We start from the raw sequence: 15254 nt of genomic DNA, 5'->3' as shown, positions 1-15254 counted from the left end.
ACAGTTAACTAGCGGTGCTAGTCAAACCGTCCCGCGACGCCCGGCGCAAGGGGCGTCCACCGCTCAGCCGTCCCGCAGGATCCGCTTCGCCACCGGCGGCGCCACCCGCAACAGCGCCAGCAGCATCCGCGACGCCCCCACCGGCACCGTGTCCCGCCCCCGCTCCACACCGCGCACGATCGCCAGCGCCGCCCGCTCCGGCGCGATCTTCCGGGCCGGCCCCTCCCGACCCGCCGTCATCGCCGTGTCCACCAGCGGCAGCACCACTTCCTGCACCCCCACCTGCGGTGCCACCGTCCGCGACTGGTGGCGCAGCGACTCCACCATCACGTGCACCGCCGCCTTCGTCGCGCAGTAGACCGGCGCACTCTGCTTCGGCGCGTACCCCAGACCCGACGTCACCGCCACGAACGACGCCGCCCGGCCCGTCGCCGCCAGGTGCGGCCATGCCGCCGCCGCCAACTCGACCACCGACGCGAGGTTCACCTCGATCTCCTCCCGCGCCAGCGCCAGCGTCTCCGCCACCGGCCCGAGCGTCAGCGGCGTCCGGTACTGCACCCCGGCGTTGGCCACCACCACGTCCAGCCCGCCGAGGCGCTCCACCGCCGCCGCGACCGTCCGCGCCGCCTCGCCCGGCACGCCCAGATCCGCCCTCACCGCCCGGGCCGACTCCACCGCCGACCGCCCGCACACCACCACCTTCGCCCCGCGCCCCACCAACACCTCGGCGAGCGCCCGCCCCACACCACTCGTCCCACCGGTCACCAGAACCCGCTGTCCATTCATGTCCACACCCCGAATCCTCCCGACCTCACCCACCCGTCACTTGTACGATCACGCCAACAGTGCGGCCTGCGGCCAACACCCCAGTGGCGATCACCCCCGGGGCGCGAGGAACTGCGCGCCCAGCCACCCCACGGCCCGCACCCACGAGCCACCCCCGAAGCCCCACCCACCCCGCTTGTACGCTCACGCCATGCCCCGCCGCACCCCTGCCGACATGGCCCGCACCGTCCATCCGGCCCTGGCCGGCGCCGCACTTCACACCCTCGCCGCCCTCGGCACCACCACCGACCTCACCACCCTCGCCGCCGACCTCCTCGCCACCGGCGAACCCGTGCCCGAACAGCTCCATGCCCGCCTGCTCGACGCCCTCGCCGCCCACGGCTGGCCCGCGCTGCTGGCCGCCGCCGAGCACCTCCTGTCGACCGATCCACTCCGCGCGGACCTCGCCGCCTGCGCCACCCTCACCGACCTCCTCGACCACGCGGCGGCCCTCGAAGGCTGGTTCCACGTCGGCCACGAGACCCAGCACTCCCTCACCGCCGACCGCCTGACCGTCCACCACGTCCCCGCCCTCGGCCGGACCCCGACCCCCGCCGAGTCACTCTTCGTCTGCGCGGTCCACGTCACCGCGGCGACGACCGTCACCGGCCGCAACCCGCACGTGCTGGTGACCGTCGACGGCGTCCCCGGCTCGAGCCCCGACGTGGCCCTGCGCACCTGCACGACCCGCATCGACGGCTGGCACCTCGCCTGGGAACGCCGGCGCCCCCGCCCCCGCCCCACCCCGCTCGAACTGCGCGCCCTGCTCGCCCGTACCCCCGCCCACCGCTGGCACCTGGCCGAGGCCGCCCGCGATCTCGGCGTCGCCCCGCGCACCCTGCAACGCGGCCTGGCCGAGCACGGCACCACCTTCCAGCAGGAGTTGCTGACCGTCCGCCTCGACGCCGCCGGCCAGTTGATCAGCCGCACCGCCCTCCCCCTCGCCGAGATCGCCGCCGCGGCGGGCTTCACCGACCACGCCCACCTCACCAACCGCTTCCGCACCCGCTTCGGCCGCACCCCCTCCGCTGCCCGCCGCAACCTGCGCGTTTCTTGACATGACGTCAGCACCACGCAGGACTTTCGCCTCGCACTCTGGACGGGAAGTGTTCTGCACATGTAAAACTGCGTCTCCAGCTCATCTCATCTTCGGGTCTTCTTCAGGCAAAGCGCCACCGATCCCTCCGGGGACGGGGCGCACCCCTGCTCCGGTTCCCCGGGCTCCCCCACACTCCGAGGAGTCCGATGCGTACGAGCATCCGTTCCACCGCCGTCGCCACCGCCGTCGTCCTGGCGGCCGGCACGATGATCGCCGCGGCCGGCCCGTCGGCGACAGAGGGGCGGGCGGCCGGCCGGCCGAGCCCGTCCACGGCGATCGCCCGGGCCGAGGCGGCGATCGCCTCGCACGGCGGGCAGTTGGCCGTCACGTCCGCGCAGGGCCGCAGCGTGCGCGACGTGGTGGTCGACGCGGACGGCAGCCAGCACGTCCGGTTCGACCGGACCTACCGCGGCCTGCCGGTGATCGGCGGCGACCTGGTGGTGCACCTGGCGCCGGGCGGGGCGTTCCGGGACGCGGACCGGGCCTCCGGCAGCGACCTGGCGGTGGAGACGACCACGCCCGCGATCGGCGCGGACGCGGCGCAGGCCCAGGCGGGCAGCGCGCTGAAGCAGGCCGTTCCGGGCAACACCGCGGTCCGCGAGACGGGCACTCCGCAGCTGGTGGTGGACGCCTCCCACGGCGCCCCGCGCCTGGCGTGGCGGACGGTCGTCTCGGGTACCGACTACCTGGGCAACCCGGTGGCGCGGACGGTGCTGACGGATGCCCGTTCGGGCGCGCAGATCGCCTCCTGGGACAGCCTGGAGACGGTGGCGGGCGACGGGCAGTCGCTGTACAGCGGCACGGTGGCGCTGGAGTCCACGGCGTCCGGCGGCGGTTACCAGCTCAAGGACCCGACCCGCGGCAACACCTACACCGGTGACGCGGCCAACAAGACCGACCTGTGCTTCTTCGGCATCTGCTTCAGCCGGGCGCCCTCGACGGTGTTCACGGACGCGGACAACCACTGGGGCACCGGCGCCGCGGCCGACCGCCCGACCGCCGCCGTCGACGCGCAGTACGGCACCAACACCACCTGGGACTACTACAAGAACGTGCACGGCCGCACCGGCATCGCCGGCGACGGCAAGGGCTCGTACAACCGGGTGCACTACGGCAGCGCGTACAACAACGCGTTCTGGGACGACAGTTGCTTCTGCATGACGTACGGCGACGGTGACGGGTCGACGTTCGGGCCGCTGGTGGCGCTGGACGTCGCGGGGCACGAGATGTCGCACGGCGTGACGTCCCGGACGGCCGCGCTCAACTACTCGGGCGAATCGGGCGGGTTGAACGAGGCGACCAGCGACATCATGGGCACCCTGGTCGAGTGGTACGCGGGGAACGCGAACGACCCGGGCGACTACCTGATCGGCGAGAAGATCGTGAAGCCGGGCTTCGGCAAGGCGGCGCTGCGCTTCATGGACCAGCCGTCCAAGGACACCAAGTCGGCGGACTGCTGGAGTTCGAGCGTCGGCGGCCTGGACGTGCACTACTCGTCGGGCGTGGCCAACCACTTCGCGTACCTGCTGGCCGAGGGCAGCGGCGCCAAGGTGATCGGCGGTGTCTCGTACAACAGCCCGACCTGCAACGGCTCGACGGTCACCGGGATCGGCCGGGACAAGCTCGGGAAGATCTGGTACCGGGCGCTGACCGTCTACATGACCTCCACCACCGACTACGCGGGCGCCCGTACGGCGACGCTGAAGGCCGCCACCGACCTGTACGGGGCCGGCAGCGCCGAGTACGCGGCGGTGGCGGCGACGTGGTCGGCGGTCGCCGTCGGCTGATCCCCCTGCGAACCCAGGACCCGGGCACCGGCCGCGAGGCCGGTGCCCGGCGCCGTGTACGGAGCTGCGTGCGGAGCTGTGTACGGGTCAGGCCCGCCCCATCGCCCGGTCGACCGTGATCTCGATCACCACGCGCTCCGGGTTCACCCGCGGCTGCCGGTAGCGCTCGGCGTAGCGGCGGACGGCGTCGGCGACCGCCTCGGGCTCGTCGCGGACCACGGCGCGGCCCTCCAGGGTGGCCCAGCGGGCGCGGTCGACCTGGCAGAGGGCGACCCGCAGGCCCGCGTCGCCGGCCGCCAGCACGTTCTGCACCTTGCGGCTGCCCCGGCTGCTGATCACCCGCGCGATGCCCGTCGCCGGGTCGAACGTGGCGCCGACGGGCACCACGTGCGGGGTGCCGTCCGGGCGCAGGGTGGTCAGCGTGCAGAGCTGGTACTCGCGCCAGAAGGCGAGGTAGGCGTCGTCGAGGGCGTGCAGGTCGTGGGCCATGTCCGGCATGCTACGCGGGCCCGCGCGGCGGCCGGCCGCCGAGGTCGGTGCCCCGCCGGCCGGTCGGCGGTCCGGCGGTCCGGACGGTAGCCTTCCGCCCCGGCGGGAACCGAACGGGCGATCCTGTTCGTCGGTCCGGTCAGTCAGAACAGAGCGGAACGGAGTCCGGTGGTGGGGTTGGCAGTGACTGCGGTGGGGGCCGGTGCGAGAGTGCGGGAGCTGGCGGTGGCGGGGTTCGCGCCGTGGCCTCCGCAGGGTTCCGGGAAGCGGCGCGGCAAGGCGCTGCGGGAGCGGACGCCGCTGGAGTCGCACGCGCTGCACGCCCCGGCGGCGGGTCGGCCGAGCGTGGTGGCGGCGGTGGAGCGGGCGAACGCGGGTCGGCTGGAGCACCTGGTGCCGATCCGGATCGGGCGGATGGCGGCCTCGCCGTTCGCGTTCCTGCGCGGTTCGGCCGGGCTGATGGCACACGATCTGGCCACCACGCCGACCAGCGGGCCCGTCGCGCAGCTGTGCGGTGACGCGCACGCGGCCAACTTCGGCCTGTACGGCGACGCCAGGGGCCGGCTGGCGCTGGACATCAACGACTTCGACGAGACCGTGCCGGGCCCGTGGGAGTGGGACCTGAAGCGGCTGGCGGCGAGCCTGGTGCTGGCGGGGCGGCAGGCGGGGGCGGGCGAGGCGGTGTGCCGGCAGGCGGCGGCGGACGCGGCCGGCTCCTACCGGCGGACGGTGCGCAGGCTGGCCAAGCTGTCCGCGCTGGACTCCTGGAACGCCATCCCCGACGACGAGTTGGTGACCTTCGCCCAGGCGCACGAGCTGTCCGAGGTGCTGGGCGCGGTGTCGGCGAAGGCGCTGCGCAACACCAGTGCCAAGTTCGCGGCGCGGTCCACCGTCCGGACCGACGAGGGCCGTTGGCGCTTCGTCGCGGCGCCGCCGATCCTGAGCGAGGTGACCGACGCCGAGGAGGCGCTGGTCGCCGGGTCGCTGGCGGCGTACCGGGAGACCGTCCCGGTCGAGCTGCACCCGCTGCTGGCCCGCTACAGCGTGCAGGACGTGGCGTTCCGGGTGGTCGGCACCGGCAGCGTCGGCACCCGGGCGTACGTGGTGCTGCTGCTGGACCAGCGCGAGCACCCGCTGGTGCTGCAGGTGAAGGAGGCGCGCCCCTCGGTGCTGCTGCCGCACCTGGCCCGGGCCGGTTTCGCGGTCTCCGGCGCGCCCGCCCACGAGGGGCAGCGGGTGGTGCTCGGCCAGAAGCGGATGCAGGTGGTCAGCGACGTGCTGATGGGCTGGACCACCGTGGACGGACTCCCCTACCAGGTACGGCAGTTCCGCAATCGCAAGGGCAGCGTCGACCCGGCGGCCCTGCTGCCCGCCCAGCTGGACGACTACGGCCGGCTGACCGGCGCGCTGCTGGCCCGGGCGCACGCGCACACCGCGGACGCCGTCGTCCTGGCCGGGTACTGCGGCAAGGACGAGCGGCTGGACACGGCGGTGGCGGCCTTCGCGGTGGCGTACGCCGACCAGAGCGAGCGCGACCACGCCGAGCTGGCGGCGGCGGTGCGCACCGGTCGCCTTCCGGCCGAGACCGGGGTCTGAGCCACCACCCGTCCGCCCTGTGCGGCAGACGGGCGTCCCTGGTGGGCGGGGTGGGCGCCGATGGCTGGTTTGCGTTCTTCTCGCGGCCCCGACGGCACCCGTACGGTCGAGTGGGTCTGCGTCCCGCAGCCCCTCGGCCGTACCCGCCAGGAGGACGGATGACCACCGCGCACCACCCGGGGCCCGACACACCGCCGCTCATCCCGCTGCACTGCCTGCGCCACGTCGAGCCGGGTCCGCCCCGGCAGGCGGCGCTGCCCACCGGCACTGCCGTCTGGCTGGTCACCCGCCACGCGGACGTCCGGCAGGTGCTGGCCGATCCCCGACTGAACCGCGCCTCGCTGTACGCGGCCGACGCCCCGCGGCTGATGGTGACCCCGAACATCCTGGACGACCCGGCCAGCCTGCTGAACAGCGACGGCCCGGAGCACCAGCGGATCCGCCGGACCGTGCAGCGCGCCTTCACCCCGCGGGCGATCGAGCGCTGGCGGCCGTGGGTGTCCTCGGTGGTGGACGAGCTGGTCGCGGACCTGGTCGCCGCGGGCCCGCCGGTCGACGCGGTCGCGGCGCTCACCCGGCAGCTGCCGGTGGCGGTGATCAGCCGGCTGATGGCCCTGGAGGGCCTGGACCACGAGCGGCTGGCCCACTGGAGCGACCACGCGCTCTCGGCGACCGCGTACTCCGCAGAGGAGATCGCCGGCGCGATGCGGGAGTTCGGCGCCTTCGGCCACCAACTGGTGGTCGAGCGGCGGAAGAACCCGGGCGACGACCTGGTCTCCAGCCTGGTGCAGGCCGCCGACCAGACCGGCGGCGTCACCGAGGAGCAGCTCACCTCGCTGGTGTGCGGCCTGGTGGTGGCGGGTCACGAGACCACCATGACCACGCTCGGCAACGCGCTGGTGTACCTGCTGGACGAGGACCGGGCGGCCTGGCGGCGGATCGGCGCCGACCCGGAGGCGGCGAGCGCCGCCACCGAGCAGTTGCTGCGGGAGATCCCGCTCGGCGACCGGGAGGTGCTGCCGGGTCTGCTGCGCCGGGCGGTGGAGGACGTGGAGATCGGCGGGGTGCTGATCCCGGCGGGCGCGGTGGTGGCGGCGGACGCGGTGTCGGCCAATCACGATCCGCTGGTCTACCCGGAGGGCACGCCGGACCTGTTCGCCCCGCTGGGCACCCCGAGCCTGACCTTCGGCGCCGGCCCGCACCACTGCCTGGGCGCCTGGCTGGCCCGGATGGAGCTGGAGCTCGGCCTGCACAAGCTGGCCCGCCGGCTGCCGGGCCTGCGGCTGGCGCTGCCGGTCGAGGAGATCGAGTGGCGGCAGGGCCTGCTGACCCGCAGTCCGCAGCGGCTGGAGGTGAGCTGGTGACGGCAGCCGGGCCCGGCGCGGGCGGCGAGGTTCGGGTCGAGGTCGACCGGATCCGCTGCGTGGGCACCGGCCTGTGCGCGGCCACCGCGCCGGACGCCCTGGAGCTGGGGGCGGACGGCCGCGCGAGAGCGCTGCGGGCCATCGCGGCGGACTCGGAGGAGCTGACGGAGGCGGCCGAGATGTGCCCGGTCGAGGCGATCAGCGTCCGCTCGGCGGCCACCGGGGAGCAGGTGGCTCCGCGCTGGTGACCATTCGTCGGTGTGACACTCCATTGCTTGACGTGAACATTTCATAACGACACGCGCGAACCGGCGCGGCCGGGACAGGATTCCGACTTACCGTCAACTGTCCACTTCCCGACCGCATCGGAGGACCCCGTGCGCACACGGATGCTCGCCGCGGCAGCGGCCTCGGCCGTCCTGCTGCTCACCACCCCGGCCTCGGCGGCCGCCCCCACCCCGGGCGCCGCCGGGGCCGGCGACGCGTACTACCCCACGTACGGCAACGGGGGCTACGACGTCACCCACTACGACATCCGGCTGAAGTACCAGCCCGCCACCGACCGGCTGGAGGGCACCACCACCATCCTCGCCACCGCCACCCAGGACCTCTCCCGCTTCGACCTGGACTTCGCCCTCCCGGTCAGCGAGGTCCTGGTCGACGGCCACCGCGCCGCCTTCACCACCAGCGGCGAGCAGGAACTGGTCGTCACCCCCGCCGCACCGCTCGCCAAGGGCAGCCGGACCACCGTGGTGGTCCGCTACGCCGGCGTGCCCTCCTCGGTCAGCCGCTACGGCTTCACCGCCTGGCTGCGCACCCCGGACGGCGGCGTGGCCGCGGGCGAACCCGAGTCCGCGTGGTGGTGGTTCCCCAGCAACGACCACCCCTCCGACAAGGCCACCTTCGACGTCTCCGTCCTGGTGCCCGACGGCACCCAGGCGATCAGCAACGGCCTCCTGGTCTCCCAGCGCTCCCAGCTCGGCTGGACCCGCTACAGCTGGCGCCAGGACCGCCCGCAGGCCACCTACCTCGCCACCCTCGCCCTCGGCCGGTTCGACATCACCACCGGCACCACCGCGAGCGGCCTGCCCGTGCTCAACGCCTACAGCCGCGACCTCGGCGCCAACGACGGCGCCGCCCGGGCCAGCGTCGAGCGCACCGGCGAACTGGTCGACTGGCTGAGCGGCTACCTCGGCCCGTACCCCTTCGACTCGGTGGGCGGCTACGTGCCCAACGTGACCACCCACTTCGCCCTGGAGGCCCAGACCCGGGTCTTCTACAGCCCCGCGCAGTTCGCCGCCGGCTCCAACACCTCCGTCGTCGTCCACGAACTCGCCCACCAGTGGTACGGCGACAGCGTCTCCCTCGACCGCTGGAGCGACATCTGGCTCAACGAGGGCTTCGCCCGGTACGCCCAGTGGATGTGGTCCGAGCACGAGAACGAGGGCACCGCCCAGGAACTCGCCGACTACGTCTACGCCTCGCACCCCGCCGACGACCCGTTCTGGACCGTGAAGCCCGGCGACCCCGGCCCGGACGCCCAGTTCGACATCGCCGTCTACGACCGGGGCGCGGCCGCCGTCCAGGCGCTGCGGGTCGCCGTCGGCGACGACGCCTTCTTCCTCATCCTCAAGGGCTGGCCCGCCGAGCACCGCTACGGCAACGCCACCCTCGACCAGTTCCGCTCCTTCGCCGAACGGATCTCCGGCAAGCCGCTCGGCCCGCTCCTCGACACCTGGCTGTTCACCCCCGCCCGGCCGGCCGCCGGCCCGGGCCCCGCGACCACCGCCCTCGCCGCCGCCCCCGCCCCGGCCGAACCCCGCTCCTGGCAGAAGATCCACGAGGCCGACCACCGCTGACCCCCCGCCACCCGGTGGGCCGCCGCCACGGCCCACCGGGAAGGCCGGTACACCGTTCAGCCGGCCGCCAGCACGCTCAGCCGCTCCGCCTCGTCGAGGATCCCGTCCAGGGTCAGGCACCCCTCGGCATCGCCCGCCACCACCACCCGCCCGCCCGTCCCGTCCACCACGGCGGCCACCTCGGCGAGCACGGCCGTCACCCGACGCACCGTCTCCTGCCCGGGCACCGGCGCACCGTGCTCCAGCCGGACCGCGCAGGCCGTCGCCGCGTCGGCGATCCGCTCGGCGCCGGCGGCGATCCGCAGCCAGTCCGGGTCCGGCCGGGTGCGCAGCTCCGCTGCGGCGCTCTCGGCGGCGGCGCGCGCCTCGGCCAGGGCGTGGTACGCCGCCCGGCGCAGGTCCGCCCGCTGCCGGGGGTCGCGTCCGTGCGCGGGCGCGGTGATGACGTGCTCCAGGTAGCGCAGGGTGTGCCGCAGCGCGTGCGCGGTCCGGTGGCCGACCCGGGCCCGGGTGTCCACCAGCCGCGGCAGGTGCCCGACCAGCAGGACGATGGCGCAGGCGATCGCGGTGTCCGCGAGCCGGGCCGCGGCCGCCTGGGTGTCCCCGCCGAGCGTGACGAAGGCCAGCACGGCGAGGGTCACCACCGCCGTCTGGAAGGCGAAGTGCCGGACCGCGAGGGGCATCAGCAGCCCGGCCGCGGTCACCGCCGCGACCGGCCCCCACCACCCGCTGCCGGGCGCCGCGAACGACACCGCGGCGGCCAGGGCCGCGAACGCCAGCACACCGACCGCCGTACCGGCGAACCGGTTCACCACCCGGGAGAACAGCGGGCCGTAGTCCGGCTTCACCAGGAACGCGGCGGTCGCCGGCAGCCAGTACCAGTGGTCGGCCCGCAGCACCAGCGCCACCGCCGTGCTCGCCCCGACGCACACGCCCACCCGCAGGCCGTACTCCCGACCCGCCGGTCCCCACACCGCCACACCGCGCCGGAACCGGCCGGTGCCCGGCGCCTGCGCCGTCGCCGCCGCGGAGCCGCCACCGAACACCAGCCCGGCCGCCAGGACCGCCTCGTCGAAGGCGATCCGGGCGGGACTGTCGGCGACCGGGGTCGGCAGCGGCCCGGGCACCCCGTCGTTGCGGACCGCCTCCGCGAGGCGGCGCGGCCCCTCCGTCACCCGCTCCGGCAGCCGCTCGCCCTCCCACAGCAGGGCCACCGCCGCCTCGCACAGCGCCGCCGCCGCGCCGAACCGCTCCGCCGGCCGTCGCCGCCCCGCGCGCCGCTCCCACGGCACCGGGAGTCGGCTGCGCAGCCACAGCGCCTCGTCCGCCCGATCGAGGGCCGCCGTCAACCGCCGCCGGGCGGACTCCGCGTCCGCCGTCCCGACCGCTGCCAGCGCGTCCCCGAGCGCGTCGAACACCGCCGCCACCGCCAACCGCTCCCCCGCCCCGCCGCCACCGCCGGACCGGCCCGGCGCCGTCGGACGGCCGTGCACGGCACCCGCCCACGCCACCCGCAGCAGGACGATCCAGCCGGCGCCCGCCAGGTAGCAGCCCGCCTTGACCCAGGCCGGCACCGCCAGCGGCATCCCGCTGCCCACCGCCGCGAACACCAGCAGTTGCACCGCCGCCGCCGAGCCCACCGGCCCGGCCACGCTCACCGCTCCGGACGCCACGGCGACCACCGCGAGCAGCGGCACCGCCCACCAGCCCGCCTCTGCCCCGGCCACGCCCAGCAGCACGCCGAGTGCGCCGCCGACCGCCGGGACACCCATCTGCAGCACCCCGGCCCGCCACGTCCCGGGCCGGTCGTTGATGCCGGCGAACATCGCACCGAGCCCCGCGAGCACCGCCTCCCGCGGATGCCCGGACGCCACGCCGACCGCCAGCAGCGGTCCCATGCCGAGCGCGCCGCGGACGACCGCCGCCCCGGAGACCGGTCCGCGCTGCCAGCGCAACGGATGCTTGAGCCAGCGGGCTGCCTCGGGGCGGTGCACGGTCCTCCTCCTCGGTGACGGACGCTCACCCCGGACGCTACCCCCTCCGCTTGACGCGCCTGCTTCGCCCCGGTTACACCCGGATGTCCGCCGCCGCCCCCCGGGTGCCGGCACCCGCGAAAATCGGGCGCGCGCTCCGGCCCCGCCCGGCTAAGGTCGGCCGGTTCGTTGAAACGGTGCGGACCCGAACGGAAGGACGGCGGCGTGACGCGGCTGGGCAGGGAGTTCCACACACTCTGGGCGGCCTCCGCCGTGGCGAACCTCGGCAACGGCATCGCGGCCGCGGCCGCACCGCTGCTGGTCTCCTCGCTGACCACCGACCCGGTCCTGGTCGGCCTCGCGGTGTTCGCCCAGCAGCTCCCGTGGCTGCTGTTCTCGCTGCTCAGCGGCGTCGTGGTGGACCGGGTCGACCGCCGCCGTCTCGCCGTGGCGATGGACGCCGGCCGGGCCCTGGTGATCGCCGTCCTCGCCCTCGCGGTCTACCGGCACGCGGTGTCGATCCCGCTGGTGTACGGCCTCGGCTTCCTGCTGGGCTGCTGCGAGACGCTCGGCGACAACGCGTCCTCGGCGATGATCCCCTCGGTGGTGGACTCCGCCGACCTGCCGCTCGCCAACTCCCGGATGCAGAGCGCCTACTTCCTGCTCAACCGCTTCGTCGGCCCGCCGCTGGGCGCAGCCCTGTTCGGCGTGGCCGCGGGCCTGCCGATCACCGTCAACGCCGTCACCTTCGCCCTCTCCGCGGTGCTGATGGCGGCGCTTCGCCGGCCGGCCTCGACCCCGCCGGCCGGCCCGGCGGCCCCGCGGGCCTCGGTCGCCGCCGACATCCTCGCGGGCGTACGCTGGCTCTGGCGCGAACCGGCGATCCGCACCCTCTCGCTGGCCCTGTGCCTGATGAACATCACCCTGATGGCGGGCTTCTCCGTCATGGTCCTGTACTGCCGCCGGCACCTGGGCCTGTCCGGCTTCGGGTACAGCGTGCTGCTGACCGCCATCGCGGTCGGAGGGATGGCCGGCTCACTGGTCGCGCCGCGTCTTCAGGAGCGGTTCTCCACCTCCGTCCTGCTCCGCGCCGGACTGGTGATCGAGTCACTGACCCACCTCGGACTGGCCCTCGCCGGCACCGCCGCCGTCGCCGGCCCGGTCCTGCTGGTGTTCGGCGCCCACGGCTCGGTGTGGAACTCGGTGGACCAGACCCTGCGTCAGCGGGCTGTCCCCGACGAACTGCGCGGCCGCGTCCAGAGCGTCTTCCTCATGATCGGGATCGGCGGCTTCGCCCTCGGTTCACTGATCGGTGGCCCGCTCGCCCGGCTGCTCGGCATCACCGGACCGTTCTGGGTGTCGGCGGTGGTGATGGCGGCGCTGACCGTGGTGGCCTGGCGCCCGTTCGGGCGACGGCTGAGCCTCCCCGCCGGCGCCGCGGTGTCGTGACCGCGGCCGGACCGCCCCCTGCGGTATACCGGGCTGGAACAGGTGGAGGTGACAACGGCGTGATCCGTCGACGGGTACTCGTCTCGGGGCTGGTCCAGGGCGTGTTCTACCGCGACACCTGCCGCCGCGAGGCTGCCGGCCTCGGCGTGGCCGGCTGGGTCCGCAACCTCCCCGACGGCCGGGTGGAGGCCGTCTTCGAGGGCGAACGCGAAGCGGTGGAACGCATGGTCGCCTGGTGCGGCCGCGGCTCCAGCCGCTCGGCCGTCGACCACGTCGACGTCACCGAAGAGCCACCCGAAGGCCTCACCCACTTCGCGGTCACCCTCTAGGCATCCCGGGCAGCGGCGCACCCGCCGGTCGTCACCTGACCGTGCCTCGCCCAGCCCGGCGTGCCGACGGACTGCAGTGCCGTCCGCGCCCGTACGGTCCCGTGGTGGCCGCTGCCGAAGTGCGTGTCCCAGTCGGTGGCGACGGCGTCGAGGCAGGCGGTCGCCTCTGCGGTGCGGCCGGTTGCGGCCAGGGCTTCGCCGAGGACGGTCCGGGCCTCCAGGGTGCGGTGGTGCCGCGCTCCGATGGACTGCTCGCACACGGTCAGGCAGCGCCGCGATTCCTGTTCCGCCTCGGCCGCCCGCCCGAGGGCGAGCAGGGCATCGGCCCTGGCCAGGTGAATCGCGCTCAGGTCGTGCCCCACCTGCGGCCTTCGGTCGTAGAGCGTCTGGGCCGCCTCGACCTCCTCGATGGCGGCCTCGGCCTGCCCCTGGCCGGTCAGCGCGCGGGCCAGGCCGAGGCGCAGCACCCGCTCGAACCGGTCCGCCCGCAGCCCCTGTCGGGACTTCGCCAAGGCGGGACCCAACACGTCCACTGCTTCCGGGAAGCGTCCTCGGAGGTTGAGGCTGAACGCCCTGGCGTTGGCCACCGCCAAGCTCACCAGCACTCCGTTCACGCCCGGAAGCTCGGCTGCTGCGGCCCGGAGCGCATCCGCCTCCACGTCGAACTCCTCGTGGCGTCCCAGGTAGGCCAGACACTGGAGGCGGTCGCTGCGCCCCTTGAGGACCAGCGGATGCCCGGCCCCGGCCCTGCTCGCTCGCGCGGCGGCAATGGTCTCCAACAGCTCGGCTGCTTCGGCGTGGTGTCCCTGGTCACCGAGCACCATGGCGAGGACATCGTGGGGGGTCTCCTCGCCCGGATCGGCGCCCTCAGGACGTGCGGCGATCGCCGCCCGGGCCTCGGTCTCGGCCTCCGCCAACCGGCAGGCCTGACACAGCGTCGACGCCAGCAGCGTGCGCAGTTGCGCGACCACCGGACTGCCCGTCCCCGTCGCGGTGCTCAGCGCCAGGCACTCACGCACCTCCTGTTCGGTCGCCGCCCACCGCTGCTGGAAGTACAGGGCCCTGGCGACGACCAGACGGCAGGCGAGGGTCTGCGGCGCCGCCGGCCCGAGCACCTCGGCACGGATGTTCGCGGCCTCGCGCGCGGCGGCCTCGGCCTCACCGAACCGCCCCGACCGCAGGTCGTGCAGGCTCCGGTCCATCAGAGTCCGTGCCCGCTGCGTACGCCACCACGTCCCCACGCCCATGATCCGCCCCTTCATCTGCTGCGACGTGAGGATCCTAGGGGGGCACGCCACCCGAGGTTCTACGGGGCCGGACGGACGTCGCGTCTGCGGACGCGATCGAGCACCGCAGGTGCCGGGCCTAGCGCTCCGGACGCGCCACTGTGAGGGCCGGGTAGCCGGGGAGCGGAGGGTTGTCCCAGGCGGCGGCGATGCGGGTGAGGAGGAGGTCCATGGTGGCGGCGAAGGCCGGGTACTCGGTGAGGCCGGCGGCCTTGCGCCAGCGGTGGGTGAGCAGTTGGCGTACGGTGCCGACGGGTCGCCGGGTGCGGTGCATGGGGCGGTCCTCGACGCTCAGCGGCAGCAGTCGGACCGTGATGTCGACCGTCCACACGACGGCGGCCTGCCGCATGCCGGCTTCCCAGACCGCGTCCTGGGCGAGGTCGGGGTAGTGGCCGACGATCTCCGTCCGGTAGGCGTGTTCGGCTTCGCGGGCCAGGTCCTCGGGGAGATCGAAGACGCACCAGCAGGTGGAGAAGGGCATCCGGCAGTAGGCGGCGGTCAGGAAGACGGACTGGTAGCCGCAGGTCTCGAAGTCGATGAGGCGCAGGCCGTCCGGGGTGATCAGGTTGTTGTCGGGGCAGGTGTCGCCGGGGGTGAAGGCCGGGTACCGGTCGCCGCCGGCGGTGCCGATCCGGGCCAGTTCGTCGGCGAGTCCGGCCGGGACGGTGAGGCCGGCGGCCTCGAGCAGCGGGGGGAGGCGTTCGGCGTCGTCGGCGATCCAGGAGGCCTCGGCCCAGATGGGCCGTTCGGTGGCGTAGCGGGCGACGAGCCGGTCGAAGCGTTCACGACTGTCGACGGAGCCGGCACCGAGACGGCCGAGTCCGCGGGCCCAGGCGAGCAGTCCGGCGCGGACGGCTTCCGGGTCGTCGCCGAGGAGCAGGTCGGCGAGGGTGGGTGCGGTGCCGAGGTCGCGCATGACGAGGGTCGGTCGCGGTGCGTGCGGGAGGACGGCGAGCAGTTCGGGGCCGGCGAGGCCGAGGGAGAGTCCGGCCGCCTCGGCGGTGAAGCCGCGCAGGGTGTCGGGTTCGGGGTCGAAGGCCTTGACGATCACCGTGTCCCCGTCGGCCGTCCGGCAGCGCAGCACGGTGCTGCGCCGGCTGCCGCCGAGGTCGACCGGGTCGGAGAGGAGGGTACCGAGGGCGTGTTCCACCGGGCGCGTGATCGTCTCCACCGGGGCATGCTGCCACCTCGCCGGTCA

At 74.6% G+C, this 15254-nt stretch carries 13 protein-coding genes; 8 read left to right on the top strand and 5 right to left on the bottom strand.

All coding sequences use genetic code 11. The features are described from left to right. Positions 1-63: 63 nt before the first annotated feature. Positions 64-786: an SDR family NAD(P)-dependent oxidoreductase gene (locus FHR36_RS34965; RefSeq protein WP_301331045.1), complete on the bottom strand. Its 723-nt coding sequence runs from the start codon at positions 784-786 to the stop codon at positions 64-66. A gap of 190 nt (positions 787-976) precedes the next feature. Between FHR36_RS34965 and FHR36_RS34960 the strand changes: the two genes are divergently transcribed. Continuing rightward, positions 977-1882 carry a helix-turn-helix transcriptional regulator gene (locus FHR36_RS34960; protein ID WP_253804007.1) on the top strand — a complete coding sequence of 302 codons (906 nt, stop codon included), beginning with the start codon at positions 977-979 and terminating at the stop codon, positions 1880-1882. Between the two features lie 188 nt (positions 1883-2070). Beyond that, the gene (locus tag FHR36_RS34955) at positions 2071-3711 is read left to right on the top strand and encodes a M4 family metallopeptidase (protein WP_407660881.1); all 1641 of its coding nucleotides are present in this window, start codon (positions 2071-2073) and stop codon (positions 3709-3711) included. 87 nt (positions 3712-3798) lie between these two features. Here FHR36_RS34955 and FHR36_RS34950 read toward each other — a convergent pair whose 3' ends face one another. Beyond that, positions 3799-4200, bottom strand: coding sequence for a pyridoxamine 5'-phosphate oxidase family protein (locus FHR36_RS34950; protein ID WP_253804005.1), 402 nt, complete (start codon positions 4198-4200; stop codon positions 3799-3801). Between the two features lie 183 nt (positions 4201-4383). Here FHR36_RS34950 and FHR36_RS34945 point away from each other — a divergent pair, with 183 nt between their 5' ends. The 4 genes from FHR36_RS34945 to FHR36_RS34930 all read left to right on the top strand — a co-directional run bounded on the left by FHR36_RS34945 (position 4384) and on the right by FHR36_RS34930 (position 9019). Continuing rightward, a complete protein-coding gene (locus tag FHR36_RS34945) occupies positions 4384-5796 on the top strand; it encodes a DUF2252 domain-containing protein (protein WP_253804003.1) in 1413 nt (470 codons plus the stop codon). 158 nt (positions 5797-5954) lie between these two features. After that, the gene (locus FHR36_RS34940; RefSeq protein ID WP_253804000.1) at positions 5955-7160 is read left to right on the top strand and encodes a cytochrome P450; all 1206 of its coding nucleotides are present in this window, start codon (positions 5955-5957) and stop codon (positions 7158-7160) included. Beyond that, a complete protein-coding gene (locus FHR36_RS34935) occupies positions 7157-7408 on the top strand; it encodes a ferredoxin (protein ID WP_253803998.1) in 252 nt (83 codons plus the stop codon). The genes FHR36_RS34940 and FHR36_RS34935 overlap by 4 nt, the downstream gene beginning before the upstream one ends. Positions 7409-7549: 141 nt before the next feature. Then, positions 7550-9019, top strand: coding sequence for a M1 family metallopeptidase (locus tag FHR36_RS34930; RefSeq protein ID WP_301331133.1), 1470 nt, complete (start codon positions 7550-7552; stop codon positions 9017-9019). A 56-nt stretch (positions 9020-9075) separates the two neighbouring features. Here the strand turns inward: FHR36_RS34930 and FHR36_RS34925 are convergent, their stop codons facing one another. Continuing rightward, positions 9076-11013, bottom strand: a complete 1938-nt coding sequence (locus FHR36_RS34925; RefSeq protein ID WP_253803993.1) for an FUSC family protein — start codon at positions 11011-11013, stop codon at positions 9076-9078. A gap of 204 nt (positions 11014-11217) precedes the next feature. Here FHR36_RS34925 and FHR36_RS34920 point away from each other — a divergent pair, with 204 nt between their 5' ends. Further along, on the top strand, positions 11218-12441 hold the full coding sequence (locus FHR36_RS34920) for an MFS transporter (RefSeq protein WP_253803991.1): 1224 nt from the start codon (positions 11218-11220) through the stop codon (positions 12439-12441). Between the two features lie 59 nt (positions 12442-12500). After that, complete coding sequence (locus tag FHR36_RS34915; RefSeq protein WP_253803988.1) at positions 12501-12770, top strand: acylphosphatase; 270 nt, start codon at positions 12501-12503, stop codon at positions 12768-12770. Here the strand turns inward: FHR36_RS34915 and FHR36_RS34910 are convergent. Together FHR36_RS34910 and FHR36_RS34905 are read right to left on the bottom strand one after the other, a co-directional pair. Beyond that, positions 12767-13972 (bottom strand): tetratricopeptide repeat protein, encoded by a 1206-nt coding sequence (locus FHR36_RS34910; protein ID WP_253803986.1) that lies wholly within the window; start codon positions 13970-13972, stop codon positions 12767-12769. The genes FHR36_RS34915 and FHR36_RS34910 overlap by 4 nt on opposite strands. Positions 13973-14135: 163 nt before the next feature. After that, positions 14136-15227 carry a hypothetical protein gene (locus FHR36_RS34905; RefSeq protein ID WP_253803982.1) on the bottom strand — a complete coding sequence of 364 codons (1092 nt, stop codon included), beginning with the start codon at positions 15225-15227 and terminating at the stop codon, positions 14136-14138. Positions 15228-15254 lie beyond the last annotated feature (27 nt).

This window comes from Kitasatospora cinereorecta (assembly GCF_024172095.1).
Taxonomy (GTDB): Bacteria; Actinomycetota; Actinomycetes; order Streptomycetales; family Streptomycetaceae; genus Kitasatospora; species Kitasatospora cinereorecta.
This window is presented reverse-complemented; position numbering and strand designations above follow the sequence as displayed.